The following is a 26,018-nucleotide window of genomic DNA, read 5'->3' on the forward strand; positions in this document are numbered from 1 at the left end:
TTTATGTTATTGTTCTAGTGTAATTGCATGAATAGTTACATTATTTGAAAATGAAGATAATTGTAAGGGAGTTAAAGCTAATGGATGATCGTGACTGGCTTATATTACATACATTATTTAATGAGAAAAGCATTACAAAAGCTGGACAAAGCCTTTTCATTGCCCAACCAACGCTTACAAAACGCCTTAAGCAAATTGAAACAGAATTTGGGGTTAAAATTGTTGATAGGGGAATAAAAGGAGTGCGGTTCACTCCAGAAGGGGAATATTTAGCTAAGCGTGCCGAAGAAATGCTCCATTACTTCCGCGAAATTAAAGAAGATCTAGAAAATTTCAACCATAGTGTATCTGGAACTTTAAGATTGGGTGTTTCCAATTTTATTAGTAAATATAAGTTACCACTTTTATTAAAATTGTTTAAAGAACGATATCCAGATGTTGAGTTCCAAGTGGACACAGGCTATAGCAAAGATATTTTCAATTTAGTTTATAATCAGGTTTCTCATGTCGGATTTATCCGCGGAGATTATAGTTGGCCGGATGAAAAGCATTTACTATTCGAAGAAGAGCTTTGTATTGTATCTAGAAATGAAATAAACCTGTCCGACCTTCCCAACCTCCCTAGAATCGACTACCGGACAGATCAACTCTATAAGCAGATCATAGAAAATTGGTGGGCAGAACATTATTCTCAGCCTCCATACATCGCGATGTCCGTTGACCAAGGTGATACTTGTAAGGAAATGGTTTTGAACGGATTGGGCTATGCTATTATGCCTTCTCTTTTTTTAGATGGCATTAAAGATATTCATAAAATGGACTTAAAAGATAAGAAAGGAAATAGCTTAACCCAAAAAACTTGGATGTTTTATTATAAAGAATCAGTAGATATGAATGTTGTCAGGGCATTTGTGGATTTTGTAAAAACCTTGAATGTTTATTCACTTTAAATTTCATTAAAAAAACATTTGAAAGGATAGAGTTTTACCTTCTATTCCTTCAAATGTTTATTTTTAAATGAAGACTATTTATTTAATAAACTCATCCAGATATTTTCGAATTTCTTCTCGATTACCTGAAACTTTCTCTGCTCGCTTATTATCCTGTTCTAATTTTTCCAATGATTGATCTAAAACTTTTTCTTCTACCTGTTTAGGAATTACGACTACACCATCAATATCACCAACAATAATATCTCCCGGATGTATCGTTGTCCCGCCGCAGGAAATAGGGACATTCATTTCACCCATACCCGCTTTTCCACTTGCAGCAATAGTCGTTCCCTTGCAAAATACTGGATAGTTCAAGTCCTTAATGCCTTCAAGGTCGCGAACTACTCCATCGACGATGATTCCCTTAATCCCCAATGTTTGCGCCATACCAACAATAAAATCTCCTGCTATCGCTCGATACGTATCTCCTTTTGCATCAATAACCAAAACATCACCTTGTTTGGCCTCACGAATTGCTTTTAAGACAACAAGATTATCACCAACAGGCATTTTTACCGTAAAAGCTCTCCCTGCAACTCGATAACCATCTTTAACTGGCTTAATGGTGGGGGATAAGTTATTAAGTCCTTTCATGGTATCTGATATGCATGTTGTAGGAATTTCAGAAAACCTTTCAATAATACTCAATAGAAACACACCTCTCTATTAACTTTAATGACTTAATTTCATTATATTAATAAAAAGGGATAAATAAATAATTCCAATTTTTCATATCAATCTATATAAAATTCGAATGGTATGACGTGTATCTATATGAAAAGAGCCTCTTAAAACACATGACAAAACCCCACCTGTTCCCAATAGCAACTGGTGGGGTTTCTAACTGGCTTCTACATCTACATCAACCGGGAGGTCCATCTTTTGCAATCACGTCCTTTCATTTAAACGGCTAATTTACTGTATTCATCCAATTGATCTTTGGTTAAATTTTTGATGAAGCGATCGAAGTTTATTGACTCGATTTCATACCTTTCACAAATCTTTAAATAACTTTCATAGGCTTTATCCTGAATGTTCATCATCTTGACTCCTCCTTCTGTTATATAACAATAAATTTAACTTATTAATAATATATAACAACTGCATTTTCCCGTCAATGTATTTTTCTGAAAATTCGGTAACATTTTCATTCTCTTAGTATTTCCCATATTGTTCTTCCCTAACCGTCTCACTCAACAAAAAGAAGTACGTTAGGTGTCAAATACCCCCTCTTTTTAATTAGTGCTTTTCGCTCAAAAAAAAGAAGCTGCTGATCAGCTTCTGGTAATGAATTTCGTTATGGATTTACCTAAATATTAAAAGCTATAAATGTTTCCACTTTTTAATAAAAAGTTAACTAACTATATGCTTAACTATTATATCTTGAGCAAATAAAAATATAAGCCAGCCTATTAATCCTAGACCAATTGAAACAAATAAGTGAAACGAATGTCTTAGTGCTATTCCTATAATCAATAACATAACAACTGTTGCCGGTATGCCCCAAGCCACACCTAAAGCAAATTTACTTAATGTTTCCTTATGCTCCCCCTGTATATATAGCCAGAAGATACTTAAAACGCTAACTATTGGTAAAGCTGCAATTATTCCGCCTTGTTGAGGATATCTTCGTGATATTTCTGTAATAATGCCAATTATAATAGCTGAAACAATGATTTTAGCTGTTGTGAACATCTTCTGCCCTCTCCTTTAATAAGGTAAATGCTTCTAAGATCAGGTTCCTTTCCTCATTACTCATTTTTTCGAATAGAAGTTGTTTAAGCTTTTCTTCATCTAGACTGGAATGACGGTGCAATATGTCGCTTCCCAAGTCAGTAAGCTTTAAAATTACCTTTCGCTCATCCTTGATGCTGCGGGTTTTAAATACATACTTTTTTTCTAATAACCGTTTAATATGCTCTGAAGCTGTGTTGTGAGACACATGAATTGTGTTAGCAATTTCTTTTATGCCTACTTCATTTTCTTTTTGAATAACTTGCAAAATCCTTATGCTTTGGTGAGTAATTTTTTCTTGGTGTTTATAACGTAATTGATAGTAAATATCTGTCCATAGTTGATTTAACTGTACAATTTCTTTTAACATATTATCCCTCATTATATCGTATTTTACGAATATATCTTATAATACGATATAAATGGATGATAAGCAACTTCTTCAACTAACCTGCCACGATAGTTACATATATAAGCGCTGCCTTAAAAGACAGCTCCTATCTTTAGCTAAAGCACCTGTTAATACAAAAGATTTTTAAATGATCAAATATTAAGAGTGTGTAAATTAATTGCTGGAATTAGAAACTAAATATTTATAACTTGTATACTTCCATATAGATAATCGTTTTTGGTCTTTGGATGTTCAAAGAACTAAAAAGACATGGATAAACCGTCAATTCAGGTACTTTAAATTCTTTTCTCACACATGGAATCTAAATACGAAACGTCCATGGGAATATTAATTTAATTCGACCACTGAAAAAGGAAAAAATTTTTTTATGAAAGCCCAGAAAGCTTATGAACTTAAATCAATAGGAGGAATACTTTAGTGGATCAAAACAAAACAAACAGAAGTTTTAAGTCACTGATTGAAATACTATTAGTTTCAACAAGGCTTGGTTTAACATCGTTTGGTGGCCCAATAGCACATTTAGGATACTTTCATGACGAGTATGTTAAGCGAAGAAAATGGATGGATGAAAAAAGCTATGCTGATTTAGTTGCTTTGTGTCAATTCTTGCCTGGTCCAGCTAGCAGTCAGGTTGGAATCGGAGTTGGAGTTATGCGGGGAGGTTTCATCGGTGGAATTTTAGCTTTTCTTGGTTTTACCCTGCCTTCGGTGATAGCATTAGTAATATTAGCTTTATTTTTCAAAGGAATGGATGTTTCAAATGCAGGCTGGGTCCACGGATTAAAACTAGTGGCAGTAGCCGTAGTTGCACAAGCCATTTTGGGGATGTCAAAAAATTTAACCCCAGATATAAAGAGAAAGACAATTGCATTAATAGCCTTGGTTGGGACCTTGCTTTGGCAGACTGCCTATGTGCAAGTTTGTATTATTATACTGGCCGCATTGATTGGTTTTCTAATTTATAAACGACAAGACGAAAATTTTGGATCTAAAATCCATTTTCCGATTTCGCGCGGTTTCGGATTTGTTAGTTTAGCTTTATTTTTCGGATTACTGTTTCTACTTCCAATTTTACGGGAAGTTACTTCATCAAATTGGATTGCCCTGTTTGATAGCTTTTACCGGTCTGGTTCTTTAGTGTTTGGTGGTGGACACGTAGTCTTGCCATTGCTTGAACGTGAATTTGTCCCTACTGGATGGCTGGACAAAGAGGCATTTCTTGTTGGATATGGTGCAACACAAGCTGTTCCGGGTCCATTATTTACGTTTGCAGCCTACATAGGTGCCGTGATAAATGGATGGCAAGGTGGCTTAATAGCAACAATTGCTATTTTCTTGCCTGCATTTCTTCTTATTTTAGGGACATTGCCATTTTGGGATACATTACGCCGTAATACTAAAGTAAAAGGGGCATTAATGGGAGTAAATGCAGCAGTTGTAGGCATCTTGATTGCGGCTTTTTATAATCCCATATGGAACAGCTCCATTTTAGCTCCTATAGATTTTGCTTTTGCTGCCATCTTATTTAGTATGCTTGTGTACTGGAAATTGCCTGCTTGGTTTATAGTGATAACCGGTGCTGTTGGCGGTTCACTTATGACGTTAATATGAACCGATTTATCGTTTCACCTTTTATTGACACATTTTTATCTTATTCATCCTATCTTTCCTATGGAACTAACCTGCACCGTTAGTTCCATAACAAAAGACTGTCCCTAGTCCAACCTTATTGTTGAAATAAACTTAGAAAAAGCTGCGATAATGAAAGCTACATTCTTCATTTAAAGCTACAACCGAACAAAATAACCGCCCCTTAAAAGAGCGGTCTTCGAAAATTGTGCGATATGAAATTTTTCTATAAACGCAATAAATGACTTTCAGATGCCTAAATTGACATAAAAAGATGCAGTGTAATGAAACAGAGCACCAGGCCAGATTTCAAGCTATGCTGCAGATTTGGAATCAGTTTGATAATTTCTTCCTGTTCGAGCAACTTTATTCCAGTCTTTGTTAAAGAAATAAGCAATGCTTCCATACATAACAATATACAAAGTTACAAATCGATAGACGAATATATCAAAAATAATTGTAATAATTAAGCGATATCTATCCTTCTTTTGAAACGTAAACCCGTAATGCTTACCCATTCCAATTGCCACCAAGTCATACGTTAAACTAAATAAAAAAATGTAAGACAAATAGGTAAATATATAATAACCAGAGAAAGTAGGAGGGTTTAATGTGCTATTTATCACAAAAATACTTGTCGTAACATAAGTACCGATGGTCCCTACTAGAAAAGATTCGGCTATGTAGAAAAAGGAAACCGGCTTAGTGAAAAACGTTTTCCAAAAAAAGGATCTAAAATGGATAAAACAATCAATAAATGCTTTTTGCCATCGTATGCGTTGCTTGATAAAATCCTTCCAGTTTTCAGGTAATTCTGTATAACAAACAGCTTCTGGTACAAAAACAATCTTCTTTTTTTTCTGTCCAGATATGTACCTATGAATGCGCAGTGTTATATCAATATCTTCTCCTATTGTTGTTCGATAACCTCCTACATCAACAAGAGCTTGTTTTGTAAAAATACCAAATGCTCCGGATATGATGGCTAATGCATGAAAGCGTGCAAGAGATACTTTTGTAATATAGAATGCTTTTAGGAAATCCAACATTTGGACACGAACTAGCATATTTGTATGAAGTAAAGACAAATATCTCAAAGGATTAGATGTTTTCGTTTGCAAAACATGCACCATACCACCTGCAGCCACTACATCCTTATCCTCAAATGTGTTGTTAACAATTGATAAGGCCCGCTCTGTCAAAATGGTGTCAGCATCTAATGTTACAATCAAACCTTGACTGGAATATTCAATACCTGCATTTAAGGAATCAGCTTTTCCCCCATTCTTTTTATCTATAACGTAGATATTGGGATAAAGTTTGGATTGATAAAAATTTTCTACTTTCTTATGGGAAAGCTTTCTAAGTGCAGATTTTGAACATGGCTTTAACTTTAGAAATTTATGGAAGAGAATCATAGTCTTATCATCTGAACCATCATTGATATAAATGACCTCAAACTGTGAATAAGCTAATGATTTCATACTCTTAATGGAGGTTTCTATAATTCCCTGCTCATTGTAACAAGGAACTAGAATACTAATTCCTTTTTCCTTTGCAAGATTTTGTTTAATCCCTTCGCTTTGTTCACGAAACCAAGGTAAACAATGGAACAAATGAAGTAAAGAAAAAACAATAGATAAACAGAACAAAATTACGATAAAAATACCCAATAAAACAATCCTCCTTAAAAGAATAGCAAAATAATATTGCTTTCTCTCAATATAATTCAAGAGGAATGTAGCTTTTTTGAGGGTAAATAAGAAAATGGATATATACTCCACGTATTTCAGGGAAATCCAAAAACACGTAATGGATTCTTTTATAGATACTAGAACTGTATTTGCGGTACCCCTATAAGAAAATTCCTGTCCTGGTATTTTCATAAAATAAAATAATTGCACACCTATTAGTCATGTATAATAAACTTGTTTTTATCCTTCTACACCTGTTACTTTTAAATTTTGATATAACTGCTTGAATAAACAAAAAAGCCATACCTTTTAAGGCATAGCTCTCATTTAAAAGAAAATAAGGTAGTCCTGCCTGCTATTTCTTTTAAATCTATTTCGCTATAATCGACTGAACCCCATTATGCACCATTGCATAATTTGTTACGCATTTAAGCATATTTGTTTGTTATTCTGGATCAGTGAAGATGATTTCACCGTCCATGATGGTCATTTTCACTTTCGTATCAGGACATCGTAACCATTCTCATTCCGTTACTGATTTAATTCTGCAGCCCTTCCTCCGCTCTCTTTTTATCATTCTTATTGTCCGACTGAACCGTTTTTTTCGGATATCTAAAAATAAAGAAACATTCAATGCAAAGGTAGCAGAGCCGGTTATTATTTTACTAATGAATTCCCCTGAACATAAACTACGTGTCCATCAACAATCGTTTTATTAATCTATCCTTCTTTTAAATTGGCTGTTTTCGCTTACTTTGTTGCTATTTTCCAAGTAAAGCGGTGCGGTTGATTTCCCCTCCAGATACTCGCTTTCCGTGGGGCGGGCGGTGAGCCTCCTCGGCGTAAACGCCTGTGGGGTCTCACCTGTCCCGCTGCTCCCGCAGGAGTCTCGCACTTGCGCTCCAATCAACCTTAAATCGTTTCGTTTTAAAAACAACAATCTTTACGAAAAGAGCCTTTAAATTTCAGGCCAAGTTGAGAAGAAGGATTGCGTAAGCCTTAATTACGATGTGGTAAGCCTAAAATAAGACAGCAATCCCTACTTTAAAAACAAATTCAGCTTGCATGTGATGCGACCTGATAAGAGAAATTACCTGCTTTATTTTTAATGATTAACGGAACAGCGCTTTGTTTGTTCCCTTTTTTGAAGGGGATGGGGTCGGGAGTATTTCTTTTTGCAATATAGGGCCGTATGTATCGACACGACGGTCTCTAAAGAATTGCAGGATTTTTCTAGTCTCTTCTATTTCTTTTAAATCAATCTCTTGTACGATAATCCCTTCTTCCTCATCAAGTGAAGCTAAAATATTCCCGAATGTATCGCTAATGAATGAACCGCCGTAAAAATTCATGTCCTTTTCCTGGCCCACTCGATTTGTCGCAGCAACAAATACACCATTCGAAATGCCATGAGCGGAAATTGCCTTTTCCCAGGATGATCTTGTCGATATCTCGGGATGATCTGGCTCTGAACCAATGGCGGAAGGATAGAATAATATCTCTGCACCTTGTAAACTCAAAATTCGGGCAACTTCTGGATACCACTCGTCCCAACAAATCCCGACTCCTATTTTTCCATAAGCCGTTTCATAGACTGGATATCCAGTATTGCCTGGAACGAAATAGTATTTTTCATGATACTGGGGACCATCCGGAATATGATTTTTTCTAGTGATCCCTAAACATTCTCCATCAGCATCAAATACAGCTGCACTATTGAAATAAATGCCAGCACCTGCTCTTTCGTAAAAAGGCACAATCAAGACAATGGCCAATTCCTTTGCTAATTCGCCCATTTCCGCTAATGTACCGCTATCTGCATCTTCAGCTAAATCATAATTTTTCACACTGACCGTTTGCGGAAAATATTGCGAAGAAAATAATTCCTGCAGGCAAACGATTTGTGCACCTTGACTTACTGTTTCTTTTATTTTCTCTATCGTTTTTTGAATATTTTGCTCAATGAATTCCCCACAATGAATTTGAATAAGACCAACTTTCACTTTTGACATTTTCTCACTACCTGCCTTTTTATATTTTTTTATCTTATACAGTTGTGACGACCTGGTTCTCATAAATGATCTTTCCATCCATGATCGTCATCTGCACTTCTGTTTCAAGAATTTCCTCTGTTGATATGCTAAATAAATTTTTATTCAAGACTGCGATATCCGCTATCTTCCCTTCTTCCAATGTGCCTAATTCTTTTTCTCTAAAAGACCCGAATGCCGGTGTAGCCGTGTAGTACTTTAACGCCTGTGCCAATGTTACTCCTTCCGACTCTTGCCACGCCTTCCCGGTTAAATCTTTTCTGGTGATCGCCTGATAAATGCCCATCATGGGATTTAGGGGCACTACAGGAAAATCTGTACCAAAGGCGATTTTAGAACCAGTATCCACTAGTGTTTTGATAGGATAATAGAGAGGTTGTTGTGTTTCACTGATTCTGGCTGTATATGCCTCACTTTCCATCAATTCAATATGTTTAGGCTGAAAGGAAGCGATTACATCTAATTCCTTAAAGCGGTGAACATCGTCCGGATGCAATACCTCTACATGTTCTATGACATGTCTAGCATCTCTTTCTCCATTTTCGCTTCTCGCCTCTTCAAATGCATCCAATGCTAAGCGGACAGCACCGTTACCTATAGCATGGAAACGAATTTGAAATTTTTCCTTATCTGCCTTTTTTACTAATTGTTTAATTGTTTCAGTTGGATAAGTAGTTCCGCCTTTTGTTTCAGGACGGTCTTTGTAATGATCCAATAAAAAAGCAGTATGACTTGTCACAACACCATCTATAAATTGTTTTAATCCAGAAAAGGTGAGCCTGTCTGACTGATAATTTCTTTGTAATTCCTTTGCGGCAGCTAAATCCATTTTTAACTCCGGCGAAAAGTGAATTCTGGTTGTAAGTAATCCTTCTCTCTCAAACTCCTTGAAAATTTCAAGATCGTCTAATGGATTTGGCGCAATTTTAGCTCCGTATAAATCATTAACGGATGTGATTCCCAATCTTTTTGTTTCATTAAGAAAACCTTGGAATAGGTTTACACGTTTATCTTTCGGTAATTTATATGCATGTTCTGATGCATACCCAATTGCCTGTTCAAATAGAAGGCCTGTCAGTTCCCCATTTTCATCTTTTCCAATTTCTCCATAGTCCGGATCTTCGGTATCCTTCGTTAATTGAATCACTTCCATTGCTTTACTATTGATCCAAGCGTAATGCACTTCTGCATTGAATAATAAAACAGGACGATCACTAATATATTCATCTAGTGTTTTTCTATGTGGCAGAACTTTGTCCTTCCAATTGGTATGATCCCAACCAACACCGAATATCCACTCATCATTTGGTCTCGTTTCAGCAAATTCACCCACTATTTTGGCTGCATCTTCTGCTGAAGCTGCATCAAATAATTTGGCACTATCCTTCTGTAAAATGCTTCCCATCATAATGTGCATATGAAAATCATGAAATCCCGGAATGATTAGTCCGTCTTCCATGTCATACACCTTTGTTTGATCTCCTAGGAATGACATTATCTCTTCTTTAGAACCGATTTTAATAATTTTATTATCTTTAATGGCGATAGCTGCTTTTATTGGCTCATCTTGCAGCCCAGTAAAAACATGTTGACCAGAAAGAACGATATCTGCACTTACCATTTTTATCCTCCTTGATGATGGCTTTTATGCCTGAATTTCTTTTTCAATCGCACTATCAATAGAAAGCTCTGGCGGCCGCTTGCTAAACAATTTCGTATTTGAAAGCAGCATGATGAAACCAATCCCAAACCATCCTAGTCCGAGTAAGAGTGCCTTGGAATCAAGGCTAGTCCATAACCAAATTGTGAAACTAGTGCCAATCAGCGGCAGTATTAAGTATTTTAGTGCATTAATTCCGTTGCGCCGTTTTTCTCTAATAAAATAATGCGAAATAACCGATAGATTAACAAATGTAAATGCAACGAGCGCCCCGAAGTTAATAAAGGATGAGGCTGTCACTAAATCAACAAATAAAGCAGACAAAGCAAAAATACCCACTAAGGTGATGTTGTGTGTTGGAGTTTGAAATTTTGGATGAATATAACCAAATATTTTCTTTGGAAGAACTCCATCCCTCCCCATCGCATACAAAAGTCGCGAAACACTTGCATGAGCTGATAAACCAGATGCCAGCCCCCCCGTAATATAACCTGCTAGAAAAATAGATTGAAATAAATTTCCCCCGATGTACAGAGCAATTTCCAAGGAAGCGGAATCCGGATCTTTAAAGGCTTGGAAATTTGGGTAAACAAGGTGACTGATATATGAGATGGTGACGAACAGACCTCCTCCTATTAATGCGACGAGGAATATGGCCTTGGGTATTATTTTTTTCGGATTGATGGTCTCCTCCGAAAATGTGGTAACAGCATCAAATCCTAAAAAGGATAGACATAAAACAGAAGATCCTGCTAGTACCAAAGATAGCGGTATATCTCCATTCATGAATGGAGAACTCATGAATAATGTTCCTGAACCCATTCCGTTAAGTAACCCTTTAATTGAGAGGAATGTAAATATAACTATTATTAAGAATTGACAGGCAACTAATAAAAGATTTATTTTTGTTGCTATTTTTACTCCAATTATATTTACAATGGTGATTGAAATGACAAAGGCAATTAGCCAGGCGGAAAAAGGAACGGAAGGAAAATATGCGTTTAAGTAGATAGCGATAAGTAATCCATTGATCATTGGCAAAAATAAATAGTCCAATAGGATAACCCAGCCCACTAAGAATCCAAGGTGAGGATTAAATGCCTTTTGAGTGAATGTATATGCAGAACCGGCAACAGGGTAGGCCTTGACCATTTGACCATAACTGTAGGCTGTAAATAACATACCAACCAAAGCTATGATATAAGCAGCAGGCACCATCCCTTTCGTTATTTCCGCAACAACCCCATATGTAGAAAAAACTGTTGTAGGTGCCATATAAGCCAATCCAAATAGCACTAAAGGAAACACTGTTAACGAACGTCTTAATTTTGCATTCTCCATGTATCACTCCACCCTTATTCGTGATTAATTAACTAATATGCAAATACCATACCAAGTGGGGATTAATGTTATTTTCCCAACATTTTCAATATGCAGATAATTCAATAAATTTAGCGAGTTTATGCAATCTTACATTAATTATTTAAAATTGCATAATTAGTCTTTAGTCGAGTTGTCTCACCGCGTATACCGGTTGATCAGAATAAGGTACGAAATAAGCTATGAGCCGTAATCGCGACAGAGTTCCATTTCAATTCATGCCCCTAAGAAAGGCGGTTCATCTATTGGATTATAATTTCCCGAATTCCCTTTCCAATTTCCTTTGGGGGTTCATTAAATAGTACCCTGCGCTCATTCAGATAGTGATAATGTTGTCTGCTCTCATGAACAAGCGACATGTTTATAGATGCTGATAACACCTCTTCTTCACGTCCCGCTTCAGCAATTACCCTTCCATATGGATCAACAACAACGCTCTCTCCACAAAACGCAGTTCCCCCTTGCTGCCCAACTAGGTTTGCCATGACGACAAACATTTGATTCTCTTGTGCTCTGGCTTTAATGGCAAGGCGGTGTACCGGACCATCCCAATTTCCATCTGTCAACACCAATAGCTCTGTTCCCATACTGGCAACTGCACGTGCTGTTTCTGGAAATTCGATATCGTAGCAAATGAGCAGTCCGATCTTTGTTCCTTGCCAGCTGCAGCTCCGATAATAATTTCCGGCTTTAACGGCTGAAGATTCACCTGCCCACAAATGGGTTTTACGATAAGTGAGCAATAATCCTGTCGGACCAACCAGAACAGTTGTGTTATAAAGGTTTTCTCCCTCCAATTCGTATAAACCAACAACAATTGAGGTATTAGCTTTCCTCGCTTGGCGTTCTAAATGTTTAACAATTGGTCCATTTAATGGCTCGGCTAATGTACGGCAAACCTCCGGTGAAAGAAATCCCGTGATAAATGTCTCAGGAAACACAATGAGATCATGAGAATGACCATATTCATCAACGACATTATCTAAACGAGTAAGATTGTTCTCAACTTCCCCTACTTCACAACTAAGTTGTGCCAAAGCAATATTTACCTTCTTCATAATAAAAGCCTCTCCTTTATTCGATGATAAAACCTAAAAATAATACAATTATTGTGCCAATTGAAAAATCAAATAAGGAAAAAAGGCATTCCTTTAAGATGCGCCTGGTCATGGCTATTAATCGAGATAGAAGCATTTTTCCCTTTCAAATGTGTCGATCCTTTGTAAGCTGCAGCTCCCCCGCCACTGCCAACGTAAATAATCTATTCTTCACCAGCCGTGTAAACGCTACCATTATTAAAGATAATTCGCCATTTGAATCGAGTCCCTTTTAGAAAAAGTCAATCCATCACCCGATTATTTGATTTTCTTTATCCTTTTCGTCCATCGTCCCATTTTCAGAGAAAGGAATACTTGTACTTTGACTATTTCGGACAAAAAATACTGAGATAAGAGATGCAATACAAAGAAATACTAAAAATGATGATAGTGGAATCCAAGAATTATTGTAAGCGCCGACTAATATGGTCGCAATCATTGGAGCAGTTCCGCCAAATAATGCCGAGCCTGTTTGATAACCAAGTGTTATTCCTGTATAACCAACATTCGTACTAAACATTTCAGTAAACATTGTACCAATAGTCGCCGCTATTGGAGGCCATAGAACTCCTAAGCCTACTATTGAAATAACGTATAACAAAGGGGTAGATTGTAAGGACAATAAATAAAAGTATGGAAAGGCAAAAAGAGTTATTCCGATTGTACCAATAAGAAAAACACGTTTACGGCCAATTTTATCAGATAACATTCCCATAAACGGCATGCAAATCGCAGTAACAATTGTTGCTGCAGTAACTACATTTAAAGCCGTAGTCCTTGAAAAACCATGTGTTTCCGTAGCATATGATATAAAAAATGTGGAAAATAAGTAGAATGGGCCCACTTCAACACATTTTGCACCTAAAGAAATCAATACCGCTTTCCAATGAAATCGCAATGTCTCAAAAAGTGGGATCTTTACGACATTTCCCTTTTCTTTCTCTTCCTTGAATGCTGATGTTTCCTCAATCCCTTTTCGTATCCAAATACCGATAACAACCAAAATGGCACTTAGGATAAATGGCACTCTCCAGCCCCATGAAAGAAATTGAGATTCAGGAAGTAGACTCATTAATGAAATAGAGAATGTCCCAAGTAACATCCCAAGAGGGATTCCCATTGCGGGAAAACTTCCAAAAAAGCCACGTCTTTCTTTAGGTGCGGATTCAACCGCTAAGAGGATTGCCCCTCCCCATTCTCCACCAAGTCCGATACCTTGAACAAGACGAAAAAAAACAAGGAGGATTGGTGCCCAAAGCCCTATCATGTTATATGTTGGAAGGAGTCCGATACAAACTGTAGAAACTCCCATTAATAAAAGTGAAAGCACGAGAGTATTTTTCCTGCCAAACTTGTCACCCAAATGACTAAAAACAAGCCCGCCAAGAGGCCGTATAAAAAATGTAATTCCAAATGATGCATAAGCAAGCAATAAACTTACAAACGGATCGTCACTGGGAAAATACAATTTATTAAATACAAGTGCAGCAACGGTTCCATAAAGAAAGAAATCATAAAATTCAATAGTACTGCCAAGTAAACTCGCAAATAATATCTTTCTTGATTTCTTGTCCAGTTTCTTTTTCCCACTCAATTAACACACCTCCAAATTAGTTACATTTCTGGATGTGCTTTCTTAGATGCTGAAGAATTATCATTCTCTACATTTTCTTTAAAAGAAGATAATGACGAATGAGCTTTTAATTCCATAGGTATTGTGTATAATGCATTGTGTATACACAATACATTATACAATTACCTTCAAAAAGACAAAAATCGTTCTGGTGAAAAAGCCGTCGCAATTTGTTCTCAAGCGTGGACATATTGATATATCAGCCTAAGCAAAGATGTTTATCGGTATATCCATATTTCCGTGAAATTTCGAGTGCTGCACCCTGAATCTTTTCAACCAATGGAGGCAACATCTCCTTTCGGAAATTCACCTCAAGACCTGCAACACTAATCCCCGCTATGATATAACCTTTGTAATCAAAAATAGGGGCGGCTACCGCAGATATATACTTTTCAAGTTCTGAGTGACTGACCGCAAATCCCGTTTTTCGAGACTCCTCTAGAAGTATACGAAGTCTCTCTTTACCTGTAACCGTTCCAGATGCGATCGACTTCAGTTCGGATTGTTCCAAATATTGTTCCTGCTCATCATGTGGCAGAAAAGCGAGAATAACACGTGAACACGCTCCGGCATATAGCGGCATTCTCCGGCCGATAGCCGTATAATGCCTCACATGCTGTTCTTTATCCAGCTTTTCGATGCAGATTGCTTCTTTTCCATCTTGTACGATGAGATTAACAGATTCCCCTACCTTATCATGAAGTTTTTGCATAATCGGCAAAGCTACCTTCCGAATATCGAGGCGTTCAGCTACTAAATGGCCAAACCGAAGAAATAACAGGCCAAGTGAATACTTTCCATCTTTATCTTTATCGAGCAGGCCCATCTCTTCAAGTGACATTACCATTCGAAAAACGGATGTTTTCGGTATCCCTGAAAAATGTACGATTTCATTGAAACTTATCTTTGAATGAGTTAAGAAGAGAGTAAGGATATCCATTGATCTGACGACTGTCTTATTTTTGCTTTGCATGAGTTTCTCCTCCTTAACCACAATAAAAGCACTTTTTTGAAAGCTCACGCAGCTTTACCTATCAAACTTAAAGAATATTCCAGCCATAAGTTTAGCTGAGTATTTTGCCATACTTCCCTTCATAAAAGGCTAGTGGTGCCCCTTCCTCAATGACGATATCAGTTACTTCCCCAATAAAAAGTGTATGGTCCCCAGCTATTTGTTTACTATGGACCTTACATACGATGTTTGCTAGAGCATTTTTTATTACGGGCAGTTCATTTATCCAGCCAAATTCAATCTGACGGTTATCTTTAATCTGCCCCGCAAAATGCATGGATAACTCTTTTTGAGCATCAGACAATATATTTACAGCAAATTTTCCAGACTCATTAATTTTATCTAGCATTTTTGCTTTTTCGCCTATGGATATTAAGACCAATCTTGGATGAAGGGAAACTGACATAAATGCATTAGCCGTCATACCGTGTGCTTCATCTTCTAAAAGTGATGTAATGACTGTTACTCCTGTAGCAAATTTCCCCATCGCATTTCTAAAATTTCTATCATCCATCAGTTTGTAACCTCCTTAAAATTTGAACGATACTGGGACAATGACTCAAAAGGTAATTGTTTTAAGAATTTGACTGTCAATTCTTCCACAACACCTCCCTTCAGCCCTTCTGTAATTTGACCGCTAATTTCATCATTTCCCTTGCTGGACCCATATCTTATAAATAACCCCTGACAAGTTTTGTTCTCATTTTTGATTTCTACACTATATACACCTGGTTTTGGCAGGATATACTTATTTTCGATATGAATTCCCACATTTTCCCCATTCTCATGTTTATGTCTATTTGAACTATAAACGATCCCTTTAATTTCAAAATGATGTCCCAAATAGTAAGGTACAAGGTGGACATCTCCATCCGTTACTATTTTTCTAATTAAAGTTGAACTTATTTTTTCGTCATTATGTACCTGCTTTGAAATGACGGTTACATCAAAGGGGTTATTTTTGCTCACTTTTTGCAAATAATCAACCGTACCCTGAGCTTTATTACCAAAGGTGAAATCAAATCCCACAACTAAGTGTTTAGCTTGAAGACCTATAACATATTGATTAATAAAGTCAGAAGGCTGAAGGGAAGCAAATGATGAATTAAACTTTATGACAAAGAGTTTATCCACTCCAATAGCAGTCATTCTTTCAATCTTTAAAGCTAGAGGAGTTAAATACCTCAAATCTTTCTCCAATTTGATTACTTCATTTGGATGTGGATCGAAGGTCATCGCCGTGAATTTAAGATTTTTCTTTTCGGCTATTTTCTTGGTTTGCATCAACAGTGATTGATGACCTAAATGAACACCGTCAAAAAAACCTAATGCCATTACGTGAGGTTCCCTTGGATATATGGATCCCTTTAGTGGATTTGTTAAATGGTAAACTTCCAACTTGCTTCACCTTCTCCGTCATCAAGATAATAATTTTTGTCAAAGGGGAATAATTGTGTTGTCGATTTATTTAATGTAATATTGGACTTCAAAAACCTTGCATCCGTTTGGTCGCCAAGTTTCGTTTCCGGTGACGGGCATCAACCATTCATGTGGTACATTTTCCAAGTCAGCAAAATAACTTTCCAAAAATCTTGATTGTGCACTCATTGTTTAACGATTAAGGGTTTCTGTGTAATGAATTGTGTATACATCATTCATTACACGGAAAATTCAGATAACCACACCCTGAGATAATCCAATTATCAATTTTAGCAATCAGAACTTGGTTCCTGAGTAAGACTGTACCGGAGATAAAAGGCTCCTCGTTGTTTGATGTCACGAGAAGCCATTTGATAGATTACCATATTCGTATAGGAATGCAGGAGCTTATTCGTTTCAAAACATATCTGTTCATTGTTCGTTGGAGTAGTAACGGACCTCGAAGATCTTACAGCCATCTGGCGATTTCCATGGTCCATGTTCCATTCCTGGAGGACGGCAAGCAACCATTCCTGCTGTAAATTCCTCATTTAGACGTAAATCGATTAAAGATCCTTCAATAATATATAATTCTTCCCAAAAATCATGGACTTGCACTCCATTAGGAGAAGTATCTGTCCCTGGTCCGTTATGAAGAATTCTTGTAGCGACTCCAGTAGTAGGGTCAGAAGCAATGATTCTTTCAGAAAGGCTCTTAACCTTACTGAAAGGCTGCGCTTCAAAAGTGTTATGATCGACAAATTCATGCTCTTCTTTTTTCTGATCTGCATAATAGCGAACTTCAAAAATCCTGCAACCATTAGGTGATTTCCATGGTCCATGCTCCATCCCAGGTGGACGGCAAGCAACCATTCCTGCTGTAAATTCCTCATTTAGACGTAAATCGATCAAGGATCCTTCAATAATATATAATTCTTCCCAAAAATCATGGACTTGTATTCCATCCGGGGATGTATCAGTACCTGCCTCCAGTTCAAGAATGCGGGTTGCTACATTGGTATCTGGAATCTGTGCTATAATTCGTTGGGATGCACCTTCTACAGTTTTTGAAGGAACAGCTTCAAAAGCTTTATACTCAATAAATTCAATTTCCGGTTTTCTAACAATTTTCATTTCTGATTTTTCCATGTCATACTACCTCCGCATCCATTAAAATATGAACCTGATAATTTAATTGAATTTTATTATCTGTTAAACGATCATATAATTCTGCTGAAAAAGCTTCCCCAAAAATAAATTCACCATTTTTAATCGGTAATGTTCCGCAAAACACAATCATATCCTCACTATCATATCCGCGTTCCTCTATGATTTTGAGCAATTCTTTAGGATGCAGGAATTCTCCCAGTTTGCCTGTTTGGTACTCCTTTTTCACCCCATCTACAACCATCCAGCTTCTCATTTCAATGTCATCCCATCGATCCTTTACATCATCCAAGGACCAAAATTGTGTTGAAACAGGCTTGCTGCACACTTGTTTGGATTTCTGAATAGACACTTTTTCAAGCCCGCGGTCGGTGTGATCACTACCTAGTCCTAAATACCATTTCCCATCAATTTTCATGATGACCACTTCCGCTTCTCCGCTGCTGCTTTCTTGTATAACTGAAATTGACTTATTTGTCGTAATAAGATTTGTTGAAAGATCATAAATCATCGGGACTTGAGGAGGAGCTGGAACGCCTATCTCCTTCAATTCATCAATATGTTTTTTTACAGATTCCTGGTCTTTTCCCGTATAGCCGGCTATAAGCAATCGTTTAGGGTCTGCGACAATATTTCTTCCACGAACATTAATATTTATCAACTGAATTCCTCCTGTCCATCTAAGACTCTGTGCTTCAAATTAGGGAATACATCACGAATTTTAGTAACCTGGGATGGATCAATCTCTGTTTTTATAATCGTTTCTTCATCTCCTCCAGCAGCCACAACAATCCCCCATGGATCAACCACTTGACTATGACCAGCTAAAAGGACGTCATTAGTATTACCAACACAATTACTCGAAATCAAGAAACACTGGTTTTCTAATGCCCGAACTGAATTGAATAATTTCCAATGCTCCAGCCTTCTATGTGGCCAAGCAGATGTAACAAGAAGGAATTCTGCTCCTAAATTCACTTCTGCACGGTACAATTCAGGAAATCGCAAATCATAGCAAGTGGATAAGCCTACTTTCCCGAATTCTGTATCCGCTACAGTTGTTTCATTTCCTCTCGTCAATATTTGACCTTCTTTTGAACCATAACGAAATAAATGCATTTTTCGATAGGTTCCTATAAGGGTCCCATCTGGAGAAAATAGAACACTTGTGTTGTAGTATTTTCCATTATTCTTTTCTATAAAACTACCTGCGAATATATATGAATGAACTTCTTTCGCCTTTGAGGAGAAACGTTGTACAAAATTCCCATTCAATTCTTCCGATTCTTCAATATAACGATCAAAAGAAAAGTACCCCGTTGCCCACGTTTCCGGTAAAACTATTAAATCTTGTCCTTTTAATCCGTCAATCATTGACTCCACACGATCTATGCGAGCATTTTTAGATTCACTATCTTTAATCTCTAACTGTATTGATGCAATTTTCATTTCTTCTACCATCCTTTTATTTATTTTCCCTATATTAGTTCTTTCACCTGAGTTGGAAGAGAATAGCTTTCTAAAAATTTATCCACCATTTGAACCGGCTCATCATATCCGTAATTTCTAAATGAAAAGCCTTTCGTGACGAAAGGTGCACCATTATAGAACATTTCATACTGTTGATGCCTGCCGCCGAATTCTGAACCAATGATATCCCACACTAACTTAAATAATTTAACTTTTTCCTCAGCCCCAACCCCCGTAGAACGTATATATTGATACATATCATCTTTCGTTTCAGGATTGATGAGTTCTTTATATGATGATGGTAATTGTAAAACACCTCCACCGCATAACTCCCTTAAAATTTTTATAGTGGAAGCATAAATAGTTTCCTGTTGACCTACTACACCATAAAGAAAACGTGGATTCGGTCGTGCCACACCGTTTTTGTCCATGATACAATTATATTCAGAAGCTAAAAGATTACCTTCCACAGAAGCCGCAATAGAAGCAAGTTCCCCTAGCTTCTCTTGGACTGAAGGGATTTTATCGATTCCATTCATCGCAGTAACTTTTCTAGCAGCACCAATCAAAAATTTCAATTTATTGCTAAACCTTATTTGTGCTTGATTATTGCCCAAGATATGGGCTGGTGTTTCATGGAACTGAGCTCTCACGATGTCAATATTTTTGTAAACAAAGATATCTTTCCAAGGAATAAATACATCGTCAAAAACAACTAATGAATCACTTTCATCAAAACGAGAGGATAATGGGTAATCAAATGTGCTTGGTGATTTTTCAGCATAACCAGGTCTTGCATAAAATTTTAATCCTTTTGCATGAATCGGCAGTACAAAAGACAAAGCATAATCTTCATCACCAGGTCTGAGTGGTGTAAGGCAACTTACAAATAAGTAATCCGATACTGCTGAGGCGGTCCCGAGCATCTGGGAACCTCGAACAATAATTCCATCGGCTCTTTCTTCGTACACTCCAACTGGGAGAAATTTATCTTCCTGCTCATGGGCTGCTTTACTTCGATCAATCTGTGGCGGAATAATAACGTATGTTACATATAGATCCCCATCCCGTACATGTTTATAAAAATTCAAAACATTATTCCCATAACCTTCTCCTCCACGATCAAACACTTCGGGGGAACTGGCAAAGGCAGCTAAAAAGCTGGCGACGTGATCAGGGCTTCTTCCGACAAAACCACAAGTTGCTTCAGACCATTTAGAAATCGCCAATCTTCTCTCTTCAAGTTCTTCCCGACTCCTTGGAATCATATAAATTTTATTTGCCAGTGTACCGTCCTCAGTTTTGTATGTCATATTCTGAGATTCATCTGATGCTAAATCGTATAAGCCTGCAATGGTATCCGTAATTCCTGTAAAAGCTGGGTGGGTCGTCACATCCTGTACTCGTTCCCCATTTATGTAGATCGCCCGATCATCTTTCAATGTCTGTAGATATTCTTTACCTGTTCTAACCATACCTGATTCCTCCCTATGTTTGAATAAGTACATGTTTTAAAAATAAGAAACAATTTAACAGCTTAACAGCGACCCTTAATTGTGTTATGTGTGGTGTATTATGTATTATGTATTATGTATACATTAAAAGTCCTGGATTGCCATTCATGTAATTAAGGTAATGACATTACCTTTTAATTTCATGTTTATATCCTTTTACTTGATGGATGCTACCTTAAGCTTTTTAATGAATTGTGATTTGCGCTCAAAACTAAATGTCATGAAGCTTTTCCACCACTCCTTCAATAAGGTGGAAATACCCTTCGAGCCAGCGGGTAAACGCTTTCATTTCCAATAAGTTATAAACTTACCTCTAATTGATCTCTCATTGTTTCAACAACAATACTTACAATTAAGCAAAAACTCAGGTAAAGGCTTTCGAAAGAATGTTTCCAAGACTTTTGCCATAAACGTGACAAAAGACTTGGTTTGACCTTGCAGTATATCTTCTATTTCATAGGCTGAAGTTGATTCTAAACCCTTAGTTTTTGTCCTTGGAGATGCAGTAAACTACCTTTTGCTAGGAGCAATCCCCCCCCTTCAAGCATTTGATAGAAAATCAGGAATTATCAACAATGATTAAGGTTTCTTTTGTTTTTTCTAAATGATTTAAAATAGCCTGTGAAGCTAGTTCGGGATTTTTTTCTTCTAAAGCCTGGATAATCTGATTATGTTCCATCAAAACTTTCTTCATTCTCCCATGTTTACTGACTGCTTTTAAACCCATAAGCTGAGTAAGGTTGTGCAGATTGTTTAAAACTTGCTCTATTATGGTGAAGTTCGCTAGTCTTGTCAGCGAGAGATGAAACTCATGGTCTAGACTTATAAAACTAATGGCATCATCATTTTGCAATGCTTCTTCTTGTTGCTTCAGAATTAATTTAAGTACCTTCAGTTGTTCAGGTGATGTAATTTCTTCTGTTAGCTTTTTGACCGATTCAACCTCAATAGCACTTCTTAGTAAAAAGATTTCATCTTGTTCCTCTGGTGTAATCTTTCTTACCGTTAATCCCTTCCTTGGAATAGAAACAAGTAATCCTTCCTTCACCAAATCTTGAATAGCTGCCCTTACCGGCGTTCTTGAAGTATTTAACCTTTCCGCTAATTGAACTTCTGTAAATATTTCATCACCGGTAATACCACCAAATAAAATCGCCTTTTTAATTTGCTTATACACTTTATCTTGCGTTGTTCTTTCCTTTTCGATTGGTTTTAAATGGATTCCTGCCATGTTAATCCGTCCTTTTTGATAAGTCTTTTCATATGAATCATCGGAATCTATATGATTGGTTAAAACTCAATATGTGTTATGTATACATAATACATAAAACTCAAAACATAAGTCAATAATATTTTTTATATTTTTCTGAATTTTAAAAACCACCCTATATCAAGAATCAAATGCTGCCTATCGACGGCCATCATTTGGGACAACTCAAGGCTCTAAGTTTGATCAATTAATGCAAATGCCCTTGATAAATATATTGAAAGAGCAAACAGACCATTATGTCATCTATCCAATTAACCTATTTGTTAGCAATAAATTTCCAAACGGTTAATACTGCAAAATATATGAAGGGAAATCTGATGCTTTGCTGAAACATTATATCACCGACTTCAACTAACCTGGCCGATAGTTCTGAAAAAGAGCTGCCAATTTCAATAATATGATATTTTTAAGAAAACTTGGAATTTGAGTTGTTGTATATTAAGATAGTGTATGATCAATATTTTCCATATATAGGAGGAGACATATGAAAAAGAAAATTCTACATACGGTACTTTCTATCGCAGTAGGAGCAGGGATTTTGTCCGTTGGTGGTGTTCCTATCCAAGCTAAGAGTCAAAATCAGGAGATGAATGACACATACGCAATAGCTTTTAAAAGTGGATTACCGGAGAATTATCAAGAAGTAATACGGAAAGCTGGTGGTACAGTAACCAAAGTACTTCCCGAAGTTGGAGGAATAGAAGCTCAATCTGACGATCCTTCTTTTCTAAAAAAACTAAAAGGTAATTCTTCAATAGAAGCTGCTAACAGAGAAATTCCCCTAACCTTGGACAAAACAGCAGTCAGCCCTTATAACTATGAGTCTAGTATCATCAGCCAGCAAAATTCAGAGAGTTATTGGGACTCCCAATGGGATATTCAAAGGGTGACCAACGACGGGAAATCATATGATATAGAAACAGGCGGATATAAAAATAAAGATGGCAGTATTACTCATAAAGCAGTGGTGGGAGTGATCGATACCGGAATTGATGTGTCTCATCCTGACTTAAAAAATAATATAATAGGTGGTCGTAATCTTGTTCCTGCTGGAATGGATGAATCTGAAACAGGTGACCCTACTGATATAAAAGATCGCAATGGGCACGGTACTCACGTTGCCGGGATCATTGGAGCAAATGGTAAAGTAACCGGTGTAGGACCAGATTTAGGAATCCGATCCTATCGCGTATTATACTCAGAGCAAGCCATTGGATTACCAGCTTGGATCATAGATGGAATTATTGCAGCAACAAATGACAAGGTAGATGTTATTAATATGTCTCTTCGTTTCTATAATAATACCAAAATGACAATCGAGGGAGAAAGTTATAAATCAGTCGCTGAAACGTTACTTTGGAAGAGAGCCATTCAATATGCAGTAAAGAATGGAGTAACTGTAGTAGCCGGTAGTGGTAATGAAAGTTTGAATTTAGATGACAAGAAGGAAGTAAACGAATTTTTAAATAAATTGTATGAACCATATGGAATGAACGTGAATGGGCCTGCAACTGTAGTACCAGCACAAATGCCAGGAGTCATTAATGTGTCTGCCTCCACAAGCTGGTCAACTCAACAGCTTGCTTTCTACTCTAATTATGGAAACAGTGCTATTGACGTGGCAGCTCCCGGTGGAGATTTTGGGCCTAAATATGCAGAAACCAATGATCCTGCGACGGCTGATCCAAGTAACTTGATCCTAAGTACTTGGCCTACCTATTTAGGTACTTCATATGAGTATAATGCTGGTACTTCTATGGCCACTCCTCAAGTAGCTGGAATTGCAGGAGTTATTAAGGCAGCTCATCCGGAGTATAAACCCGCCCAAGTCTCAGCACGTATTAAGCAAACAGCTCTTGACTATGGAAAGAAAGGACAAGATGCTTTATATGGTTCAGGAGAAGCAAATGCTTATAGAGCATTAGAAAATATTAAGAAGTAGCTAATGTTTCTAAATAAGATGAAATATTGAAAGTACAAGAAAAGGAAATTATCTTTTCAAAATAAAGATGGAGGCTACTGAATAGGTGAGTAGCCTCCATCTTTAACTCTTTCTTCCGTTAGTTCAATGCTATATTCTTTCATTTCCCAAGACAAACATCCATTTCCGGACGACTAAAAAATTTTTCATCCCACCTTTCCCCAAAACATTCTTCAATTTATTCTTGTTATATCATAATCCTTTAATATCTTTTTCTTATTCAACTATCCTTCTCCTCTAGTTCCATTAGAAAAGAGCTGCCTTAAAGACAGCCCCGATCTTCTATGTATCTTTAGTGTGGGCTATATTACCTAAAAGGAGATTATTTATAAAATATTTACACAATTGATAATGAAAATCGTTTTCAACCATGTTATTATATCTCCTAGTCATTATTTTTTAATTATAGGGAGGAAAAGTATGTTTATTGATCTTTTAAAGCGTAACAAAAATGTCTCCATTCTTTTGGCTGTGTTGCGTGTGTATCTCGGATATACGTGGATTATGGCTGGCCTGGGGAAGTTAACAGGCGGACAATTTGATGCTTCTGGATTCTTACAGGGTGCGTTGGCAAATTCAACTGGAGAGCATCCGGCTGTTCAGGGATGGTGGGTTGCATTCCTTGAAAATGTAGCCATTCCTAATGTCGAGATATTCAATACGTTAGTACCTTGGGGAGAGCTCCTCGTCGGGATAGGATTATTGCTGGGTTGTTTCACTAAAACAGCTGTCTTTTTTGGTCTAGTTATGAACTTCTCTTATCTGTTTAGTGGGACGACAAGTACCAATCCACAACTTGTTCTATTATCTATGTTTATCCTTGTTTCTGCTATGAATGCAGGAAGGTATGGGGTGGATGGTATGATTTTACCCACTCTTAAAGAAAAACTGTTTACAAACAGAACAATAGAGGAAAAAAATGTAGCTTAACAAAAAGTAGAGTATAAAAAAAGAGGTTGGGATAAATGATCCCGCCCTCTTTTTTGCCGATAATCGTGATTTTGTAAAGTATTTCTGCATCCCACATTAATATCTCTTTAATAAATGTGATAATTATTTTGGATGGTATTCAGCCTAGTCTTTCATAAACTCTCCTGAACCTTTAGTTGCATATGAAAAAGCTATCTTAAAGACAGCTCTGAATTTAGCTTAAGCACCCGTTAGCTGAAGTACAGTTCTTCACAAACTTGTACTTTTACACACTTGTTTCACCATTATCCGCTTAGGATAAAAGAATCAATTCCTACCCTCTCTAAATTTGACCAAGTTATACCAGCTTGCTCCACCATGTTTTGATTCAGACATGCCATGGCTAACAAATCCAAATTTTCCATAAAAAGAAACTAATTCCTGTTTACATGTTAAAGTGATTCCTTCTCTTTCATTTTCTTCTACAAGTTCTTCCATTTTCTCAATTAAAATCTTTGCAATTCCTTGATTTCTAGCATGTTTGGACACTGCTAACCCTAAAATACTCTGATATCCTCCTCTTTTCGGATTCTCTTTGATTTCCTCAAAAAGATCATCAGTTATATAAGGCTGATTAATAATAGGACCATTAATATAACCAAGTATTTCACCTTCCTTTTCTGCCACAATAAAGGTATCGGCTATCAACTGAATCCTCTCCAAAAAAGCTTCTTTTGTGGCAGCTTCTTCTATTGAAAAGCCTTCATTCTCAATAAATAACAGCTGTTCTAAATCTGTAGTTTGAACATTTCTTAAAGAAATCATCCTGACTAAAACCCCTTTCCTAACTGGATTGACCTAAAAACATGAGTCAGTAATAATTTTATGTACTTAACTATTAGTGCAAAAAAATGTTTAGATTCTAAACAATAAATAGTTTAGTACCTAAACGATAACTTGTCAAGAAAGCTTTAATTTATGACTTACTTCTACA

At 36.8% G+C, this 26,018-nt stretch carries 23 protein-coding genes; 4 read left to right on the top strand and 19 right to left on the bottom strand.

All coding sequences use genetic code 11. The features are described 5' to 3' along the window. The first annotated feature begins 80 nt into the window (after positions 1-80). Positions 81-950, top strand: a complete 870-nt coding sequence (locus tag ACQKNS_RS07740) for a LysR family transcriptional regulator (protein WP_427641892.1) — start codon at positions 81-83, stop codon at positions 948-950. Positions 951-1,028: 78 nt separating this feature from the next. Here ACQKNS_RS07740 and ACQKNS_RS07745 read toward each other — a convergent pair whose 3' ends face one another. The 4 genes from ACQKNS_RS07745 to ACQKNS_RS07760 form a co-directional block, all read right to left on the bottom strand. After that, on the bottom strand, positions 1,029-1,640 hold the full coding sequence (locus ACQKNS_RS07745) for an RraA family protein (protein WP_427641893.1): 612 nt from the start codon (positions 1,638-1,640) through the stop codon (positions 1,029-1,031). A 254-nt stretch (positions 1,641-1,894) separates the two neighbouring features. After that, complete coding sequence (locus ACQKNS_RS07750; RefSeq protein WP_157831099.1) at positions 1,895-2,035, bottom strand: hypothetical protein; 141 nt, start codon at positions 2,033-2,035, stop codon at positions 1,895-1,897. A 310-nt stretch (positions 2,036-2,345) separates the two neighbouring features. Further along, a complete protein-coding gene (locus ACQKNS_RS07755) occupies positions 2,346-2,687 on the bottom strand; it encodes a DUF3147 family protein (RefSeq protein ID WP_427641894.1) in 342 nt (113 codons plus the stop codon). Then, positions 2,671-3,096 (bottom strand): MarR family winged helix-turn-helix transcriptional regulator, encoded by a 426-nt coding sequence (locus ACQKNS_RS07760; protein WP_427641895.1) that lies wholly within the window; start codon positions 3,094-3,096, stop codon positions 2,671-2,673. The genes ACQKNS_RS07755 and ACQKNS_RS07760 overlap by 17 nt, the downstream gene beginning before the upstream one ends. Positions 3,097-3,555: 459 nt before the next feature. Here ACQKNS_RS07760 and ACQKNS_RS07765 point away from each other — a divergent pair, with 459 nt between their 5' ends. After that, complete coding sequence (locus ACQKNS_RS07765) at positions 3,556-4,749, top strand: chromate transporter (RefSeq protein ID WP_427641896.1); 1,194 nt, start codon at positions 3,556-3,558, stop codon at positions 4,747-4,749. 332 nt (positions 4,750-5,081) lie between these two features. Here ACQKNS_RS07765 and ACQKNS_RS07770 read toward each other — a convergent pair whose 3' ends face one another. From ACQKNS_RS07770 to ACQKNS_RS07835, 14 genes are all read right to left on the bottom strand, one after another. After that, on the bottom strand, positions 5,082-6,440 hold the full coding sequence (locus tag ACQKNS_RS07770) for a glycosyltransferase family 2 protein (protein WP_427641897.1): 1,359 nt from the start codon (positions 6,438-6,440) through the stop codon (positions 5,082-5,084). Positions 6,441-7,573: 1,133 nt separating this feature from the next. Further along, positions 7,574-8,473, bottom strand: coding sequence for a carbon-nitrogen hydrolase (locus tag ACQKNS_RS07775; protein ID WP_427641898.1), 900 nt, complete (start codon positions 8,471-8,473; stop codon positions 7,574-7,576). A gap of 34 nt (positions 8,474-8,507) precedes the next feature. Next, positions 8,508-10,133: an amidohydrolase gene (locus tag ACQKNS_RS07780; RefSeq protein ID WP_427641899.1), complete on the bottom strand. Its 1,626-nt coding sequence runs from the start codon at positions 10,131-10,133 to the stop codon at positions 8,508-8,510. 24 nt (positions 10,134-10,157) lie between these two features. Continuing rightward, positions 10,158-11,513 carry an APC family permease gene (locus ACQKNS_RS07785; protein ID WP_427641900.1) on the bottom strand — a complete coding sequence of 452 codons (1,356 nt, stop codon included), beginning with the start codon at positions 11,511-11,513 and terminating at the stop codon, positions 10,158-10,160. A 281-nt stretch (positions 11,514-11,794) separates the two neighbouring features. Then, on the bottom strand, positions 11,795-12,610 hold the full coding sequence (locus tag ACQKNS_RS07790; protein WP_427641901.1) for a carbon-nitrogen hydrolase family protein: 816 nt from the start codon (positions 12,608-12,610) through the stop codon (positions 11,795-11,797). Between the two features lie 289 nt (positions 12,611-12,899). Then, complete coding sequence (locus ACQKNS_RS07795) at positions 12,900-14,243, bottom strand: MFS transporter (RefSeq protein ID WP_427641902.1); 1,344 nt, start codon at positions 14,241-14,243, stop codon at positions 12,900-12,902. A gap of 238 nt (positions 14,244-14,481) precedes the next feature. Next, positions 14,482-15,255 carry an IclR family transcriptional regulator gene (locus ACQKNS_RS07800; protein ID WP_427641903.1) on the bottom strand — a complete coding sequence of 258 codons (774 nt, stop codon included), beginning with the start codon at positions 15,253-15,255 and terminating at the stop codon, positions 14,482-14,484. Between the two features lie 91 nt (positions 15,256-15,346). Beyond that, positions 15,347-15,808 (bottom strand): flavin reductase family protein, encoded by a 462-nt coding sequence (locus ACQKNS_RS07805; RefSeq protein WP_427641904.1) that lies wholly within the window; start codon positions 15,806-15,808, stop codon positions 15,347-15,349. Then, positions 15,808-16,629: a cytidyltransferase gene (locus ACQKNS_RS07810; RefSeq protein WP_427641905.1), complete on the bottom strand. Its 822-nt coding sequence runs from the start codon at positions 16,627-16,629 to the stop codon at positions 15,808-15,810. Before ACQKNS_RS07810 ends, ACQKNS_RS07805 begins: the two co-directional genes overlap by 1 nt. A gap of 516 nt (positions 16,630-17,145) precedes the next feature. Next, the gene (locus tag ACQKNS_RS07815; RefSeq protein WP_427641906.1) at positions 17,146-17,862 is read right to left on the bottom strand and encodes a hypothetical protein; all 717 of its coding nucleotides are present in this window, start codon (positions 17,860-17,862) and stop codon (positions 17,146-17,148) included. 1 nt (position 17,863) lies between these two features. Beyond that, on the bottom strand, positions 17,864-18,541 hold the full coding sequence (locus tag ACQKNS_RS07820; protein ID WP_427641907.1) for a DUF2848 family protein: 678 nt from the start codon (positions 18,539-18,541) through the stop codon (positions 17,864-17,866). Further along, positions 18,538-19,329, bottom strand: coding sequence for a carbon-nitrogen family hydrolase (locus ACQKNS_RS07825; protein WP_427641908.1), 792 nt, complete (start codon positions 19,327-19,329; stop codon positions 18,538-18,540). The genes ACQKNS_RS07820 and ACQKNS_RS07825 overlap by 4 nt, the downstream gene beginning before the upstream one ends. Before the next feature lie 29 nt (positions 19,330-19,358). Continuing rightward, a complete protein-coding gene (locus tag ACQKNS_RS07830) occupies positions 19,359-20,825 on the bottom strand; it encodes a 4-hydroxyphenylacetate 3-hydroxylase family protein (RefSeq protein ID WP_427641909.1) in 1,467 nt (488 codons plus the stop codon). Between the two features lie 598 nt (positions 20,826-21,423). Beyond that, on the bottom strand, positions 21,424-22,095 hold the full coding sequence (locus ACQKNS_RS07835; RefSeq protein ID WP_427641910.1) for a GntR family transcriptional regulator: 672 nt from the start codon (positions 22,093-22,095) through the stop codon (positions 21,424-21,426). Between the two features lie 523 nt (positions 22,096-22,618). On the opposite strand from ACQKNS_RS07835, the gene ACQKNS_RS07840 reads away from it, so the two are divergent. Together ACQKNS_RS07840 and ACQKNS_RS07845 are read left to right on the top strand one after the other, a co-directional pair. After that, positions 22,619-24,076: a S8 family serine peptidase gene (locus ACQKNS_RS07840; RefSeq protein WP_427641911.1), complete on the top strand. Its 1,458-nt coding sequence runs from the start codon at positions 22,619-22,621 to the stop codon at positions 24,074-24,076. A gap of 459 nt (positions 24,077-24,535) precedes the next feature. Then, the gene (locus ACQKNS_RS07845; RefSeq protein WP_427641912.1) at positions 24,536-25,045 is read left to right on the top strand and encodes a DoxX family membrane protein; all 510 of its coding nucleotides are present in this window, start codon (positions 24,536-24,538) and stop codon (positions 25,043-25,045) included. A 306-nt stretch (positions 25,046-25,351) separates the two neighbouring features. Here the strand turns inward: ACQKNS_RS07845 and ACQKNS_RS07850 are convergent, their stop codons facing one another. Further along, entirely contained in the window at positions 25,352-25,849 is a 498-nt protein-coding gene (locus ACQKNS_RS07850; protein ID WP_427641913.1) for a GNAT family N-acetyltransferase, read from the bottom strand. Positions 25,850-26,018: the final 169 nt, after the last annotated feature.

Origin of the sequence: Peribacillus sp. NPDC094092, assembly GCF_050279365.1 — a bacterium.
Lineage (GTDB): Bacteria > Bacillota > Bacilli > Bacillales > DSM-1321 > Peribacillus.

Bases quoted from the DNA above. Each gene is read 5' to 3' on its own strand.
- ACQKNS_RS07850 (WP_427641913.1), bottom strand. From the start codon at position 25,849: ATGATTTCTTTAAGAAATGTTCAAACTACAGATTTAGAACAGCTGTTA.
- ACQKNS_RS07825 (WP_427641908.1), bottom strand. From the start codon at position 19,329: ATGAAAATTGCATCAATACAGTTAGAGATTAAAGATAGTGAATCTAAA.
- ACQKNS_RS07750 (WP_157831099.1), bottom strand. From the start codon at position 2,035: ATGATGAACATTCAGGATAAAGCCTATGAAAGTTATTTAAAGATTTGT.
- ACQKNS_RS07790 (WP_427641901.1), bottom strand. From the start codon at position 12,610: ATGAAGAAGGTAAATATTGCTTTGGCACAACTTAGTTGTGAAGTAGGG.
- ACQKNS_RS07815 (WP_427641906.1), bottom strand. From the start codon at position 17,862: ATGGAAAAATCAGAAATGAAAATTGTTAGAAAACCGGAAATTGAATTT.
- ACQKNS_RS07805 (WP_427641904.1), bottom strand. From the start codon at position 15,808: ATGGATGATAGAAATTTTAGAAATGCGATGGGGAAATTTGCTACAGGA.
- ACQKNS_RS07760 (WP_427641895.1), bottom strand. From the start codon at position 3,096: ATGTTAAAAGAAATTGTACAGTTAAATCAACTATGGACAGATATTTAC.
- ACQKNS_RS07840 (WP_427641911.1), top strand. From the start codon at position 22,619: ATGAAAAAGAAAATTCTACATACGGTACTTTCTATCGCAGTAGGAGCA.
- ACQKNS_RS07845 (WP_427641912.1), top strand. From the start codon at position 24,536: ATGTTTATTGATCTTTTAAAGCGTAACAAAAATGTCTCCATTCTTTTG.
- ACQKNS_RS07810 (WP_427641905.1), bottom strand. From the start codon at position 16,629: ATGGCATTAGGTTTTTTTGACGGTGTTCATTTAGGTCATCAATCACTG.
- ACQKNS_RS07740 (WP_427641892.1), top strand. From the start codon at position 81: ATGGATGATCGTGACTGGCTTATATTACATACATTATTTAATGAGAAA.
- ACQKNS_RS07775 (WP_427641898.1), bottom strand. From the start codon at position 8,473: ATGTCAAAAGTGAAAGTTGGTCTTATTCAAATTCATTGTGGGGAATTC.
- ACQKNS_RS07785 (WP_427641900.1), bottom strand. From the start codon at position 11,513: ATGGAGAATGCAAAATTAAGACGTTCGTTAACAGTGTTTCCTTTAGTG.
- ACQKNS_RS07780 (WP_427641899.1), bottom strand. From the start codon at position 10,133: ATGGTAAGTGCAGATATCGTTCTTTCTGGTCAACATGTTTTTACTGGG.
- ACQKNS_RS07800 (WP_427641903.1), bottom strand. From the start codon at position 15,255: ATGCAAAGCAAAAATAAGACAGTCGTCAGATCAATGGATATCCTTACT.
- ACQKNS_RS07830 (WP_427641909.1), bottom strand. From the start codon at position 20,825: ATGGTTAGAACAGGTAAAGAATATCTACAGACATTGAAAGATGATCGG.
- ACQKNS_RS07835 (WP_427641910.1), bottom strand. From the start codon at position 22,095: ATGGCAGGAATCCATTTAAAACCAATCGAAAAGGAAAGAACAACGCAA.
- ACQKNS_RS07755 (WP_427641894.1), bottom strand. From the start codon at position 2,687: ATGTTCACAACAGCTAAAATCATTGTTTCAGCTATTATAATTGGCATT.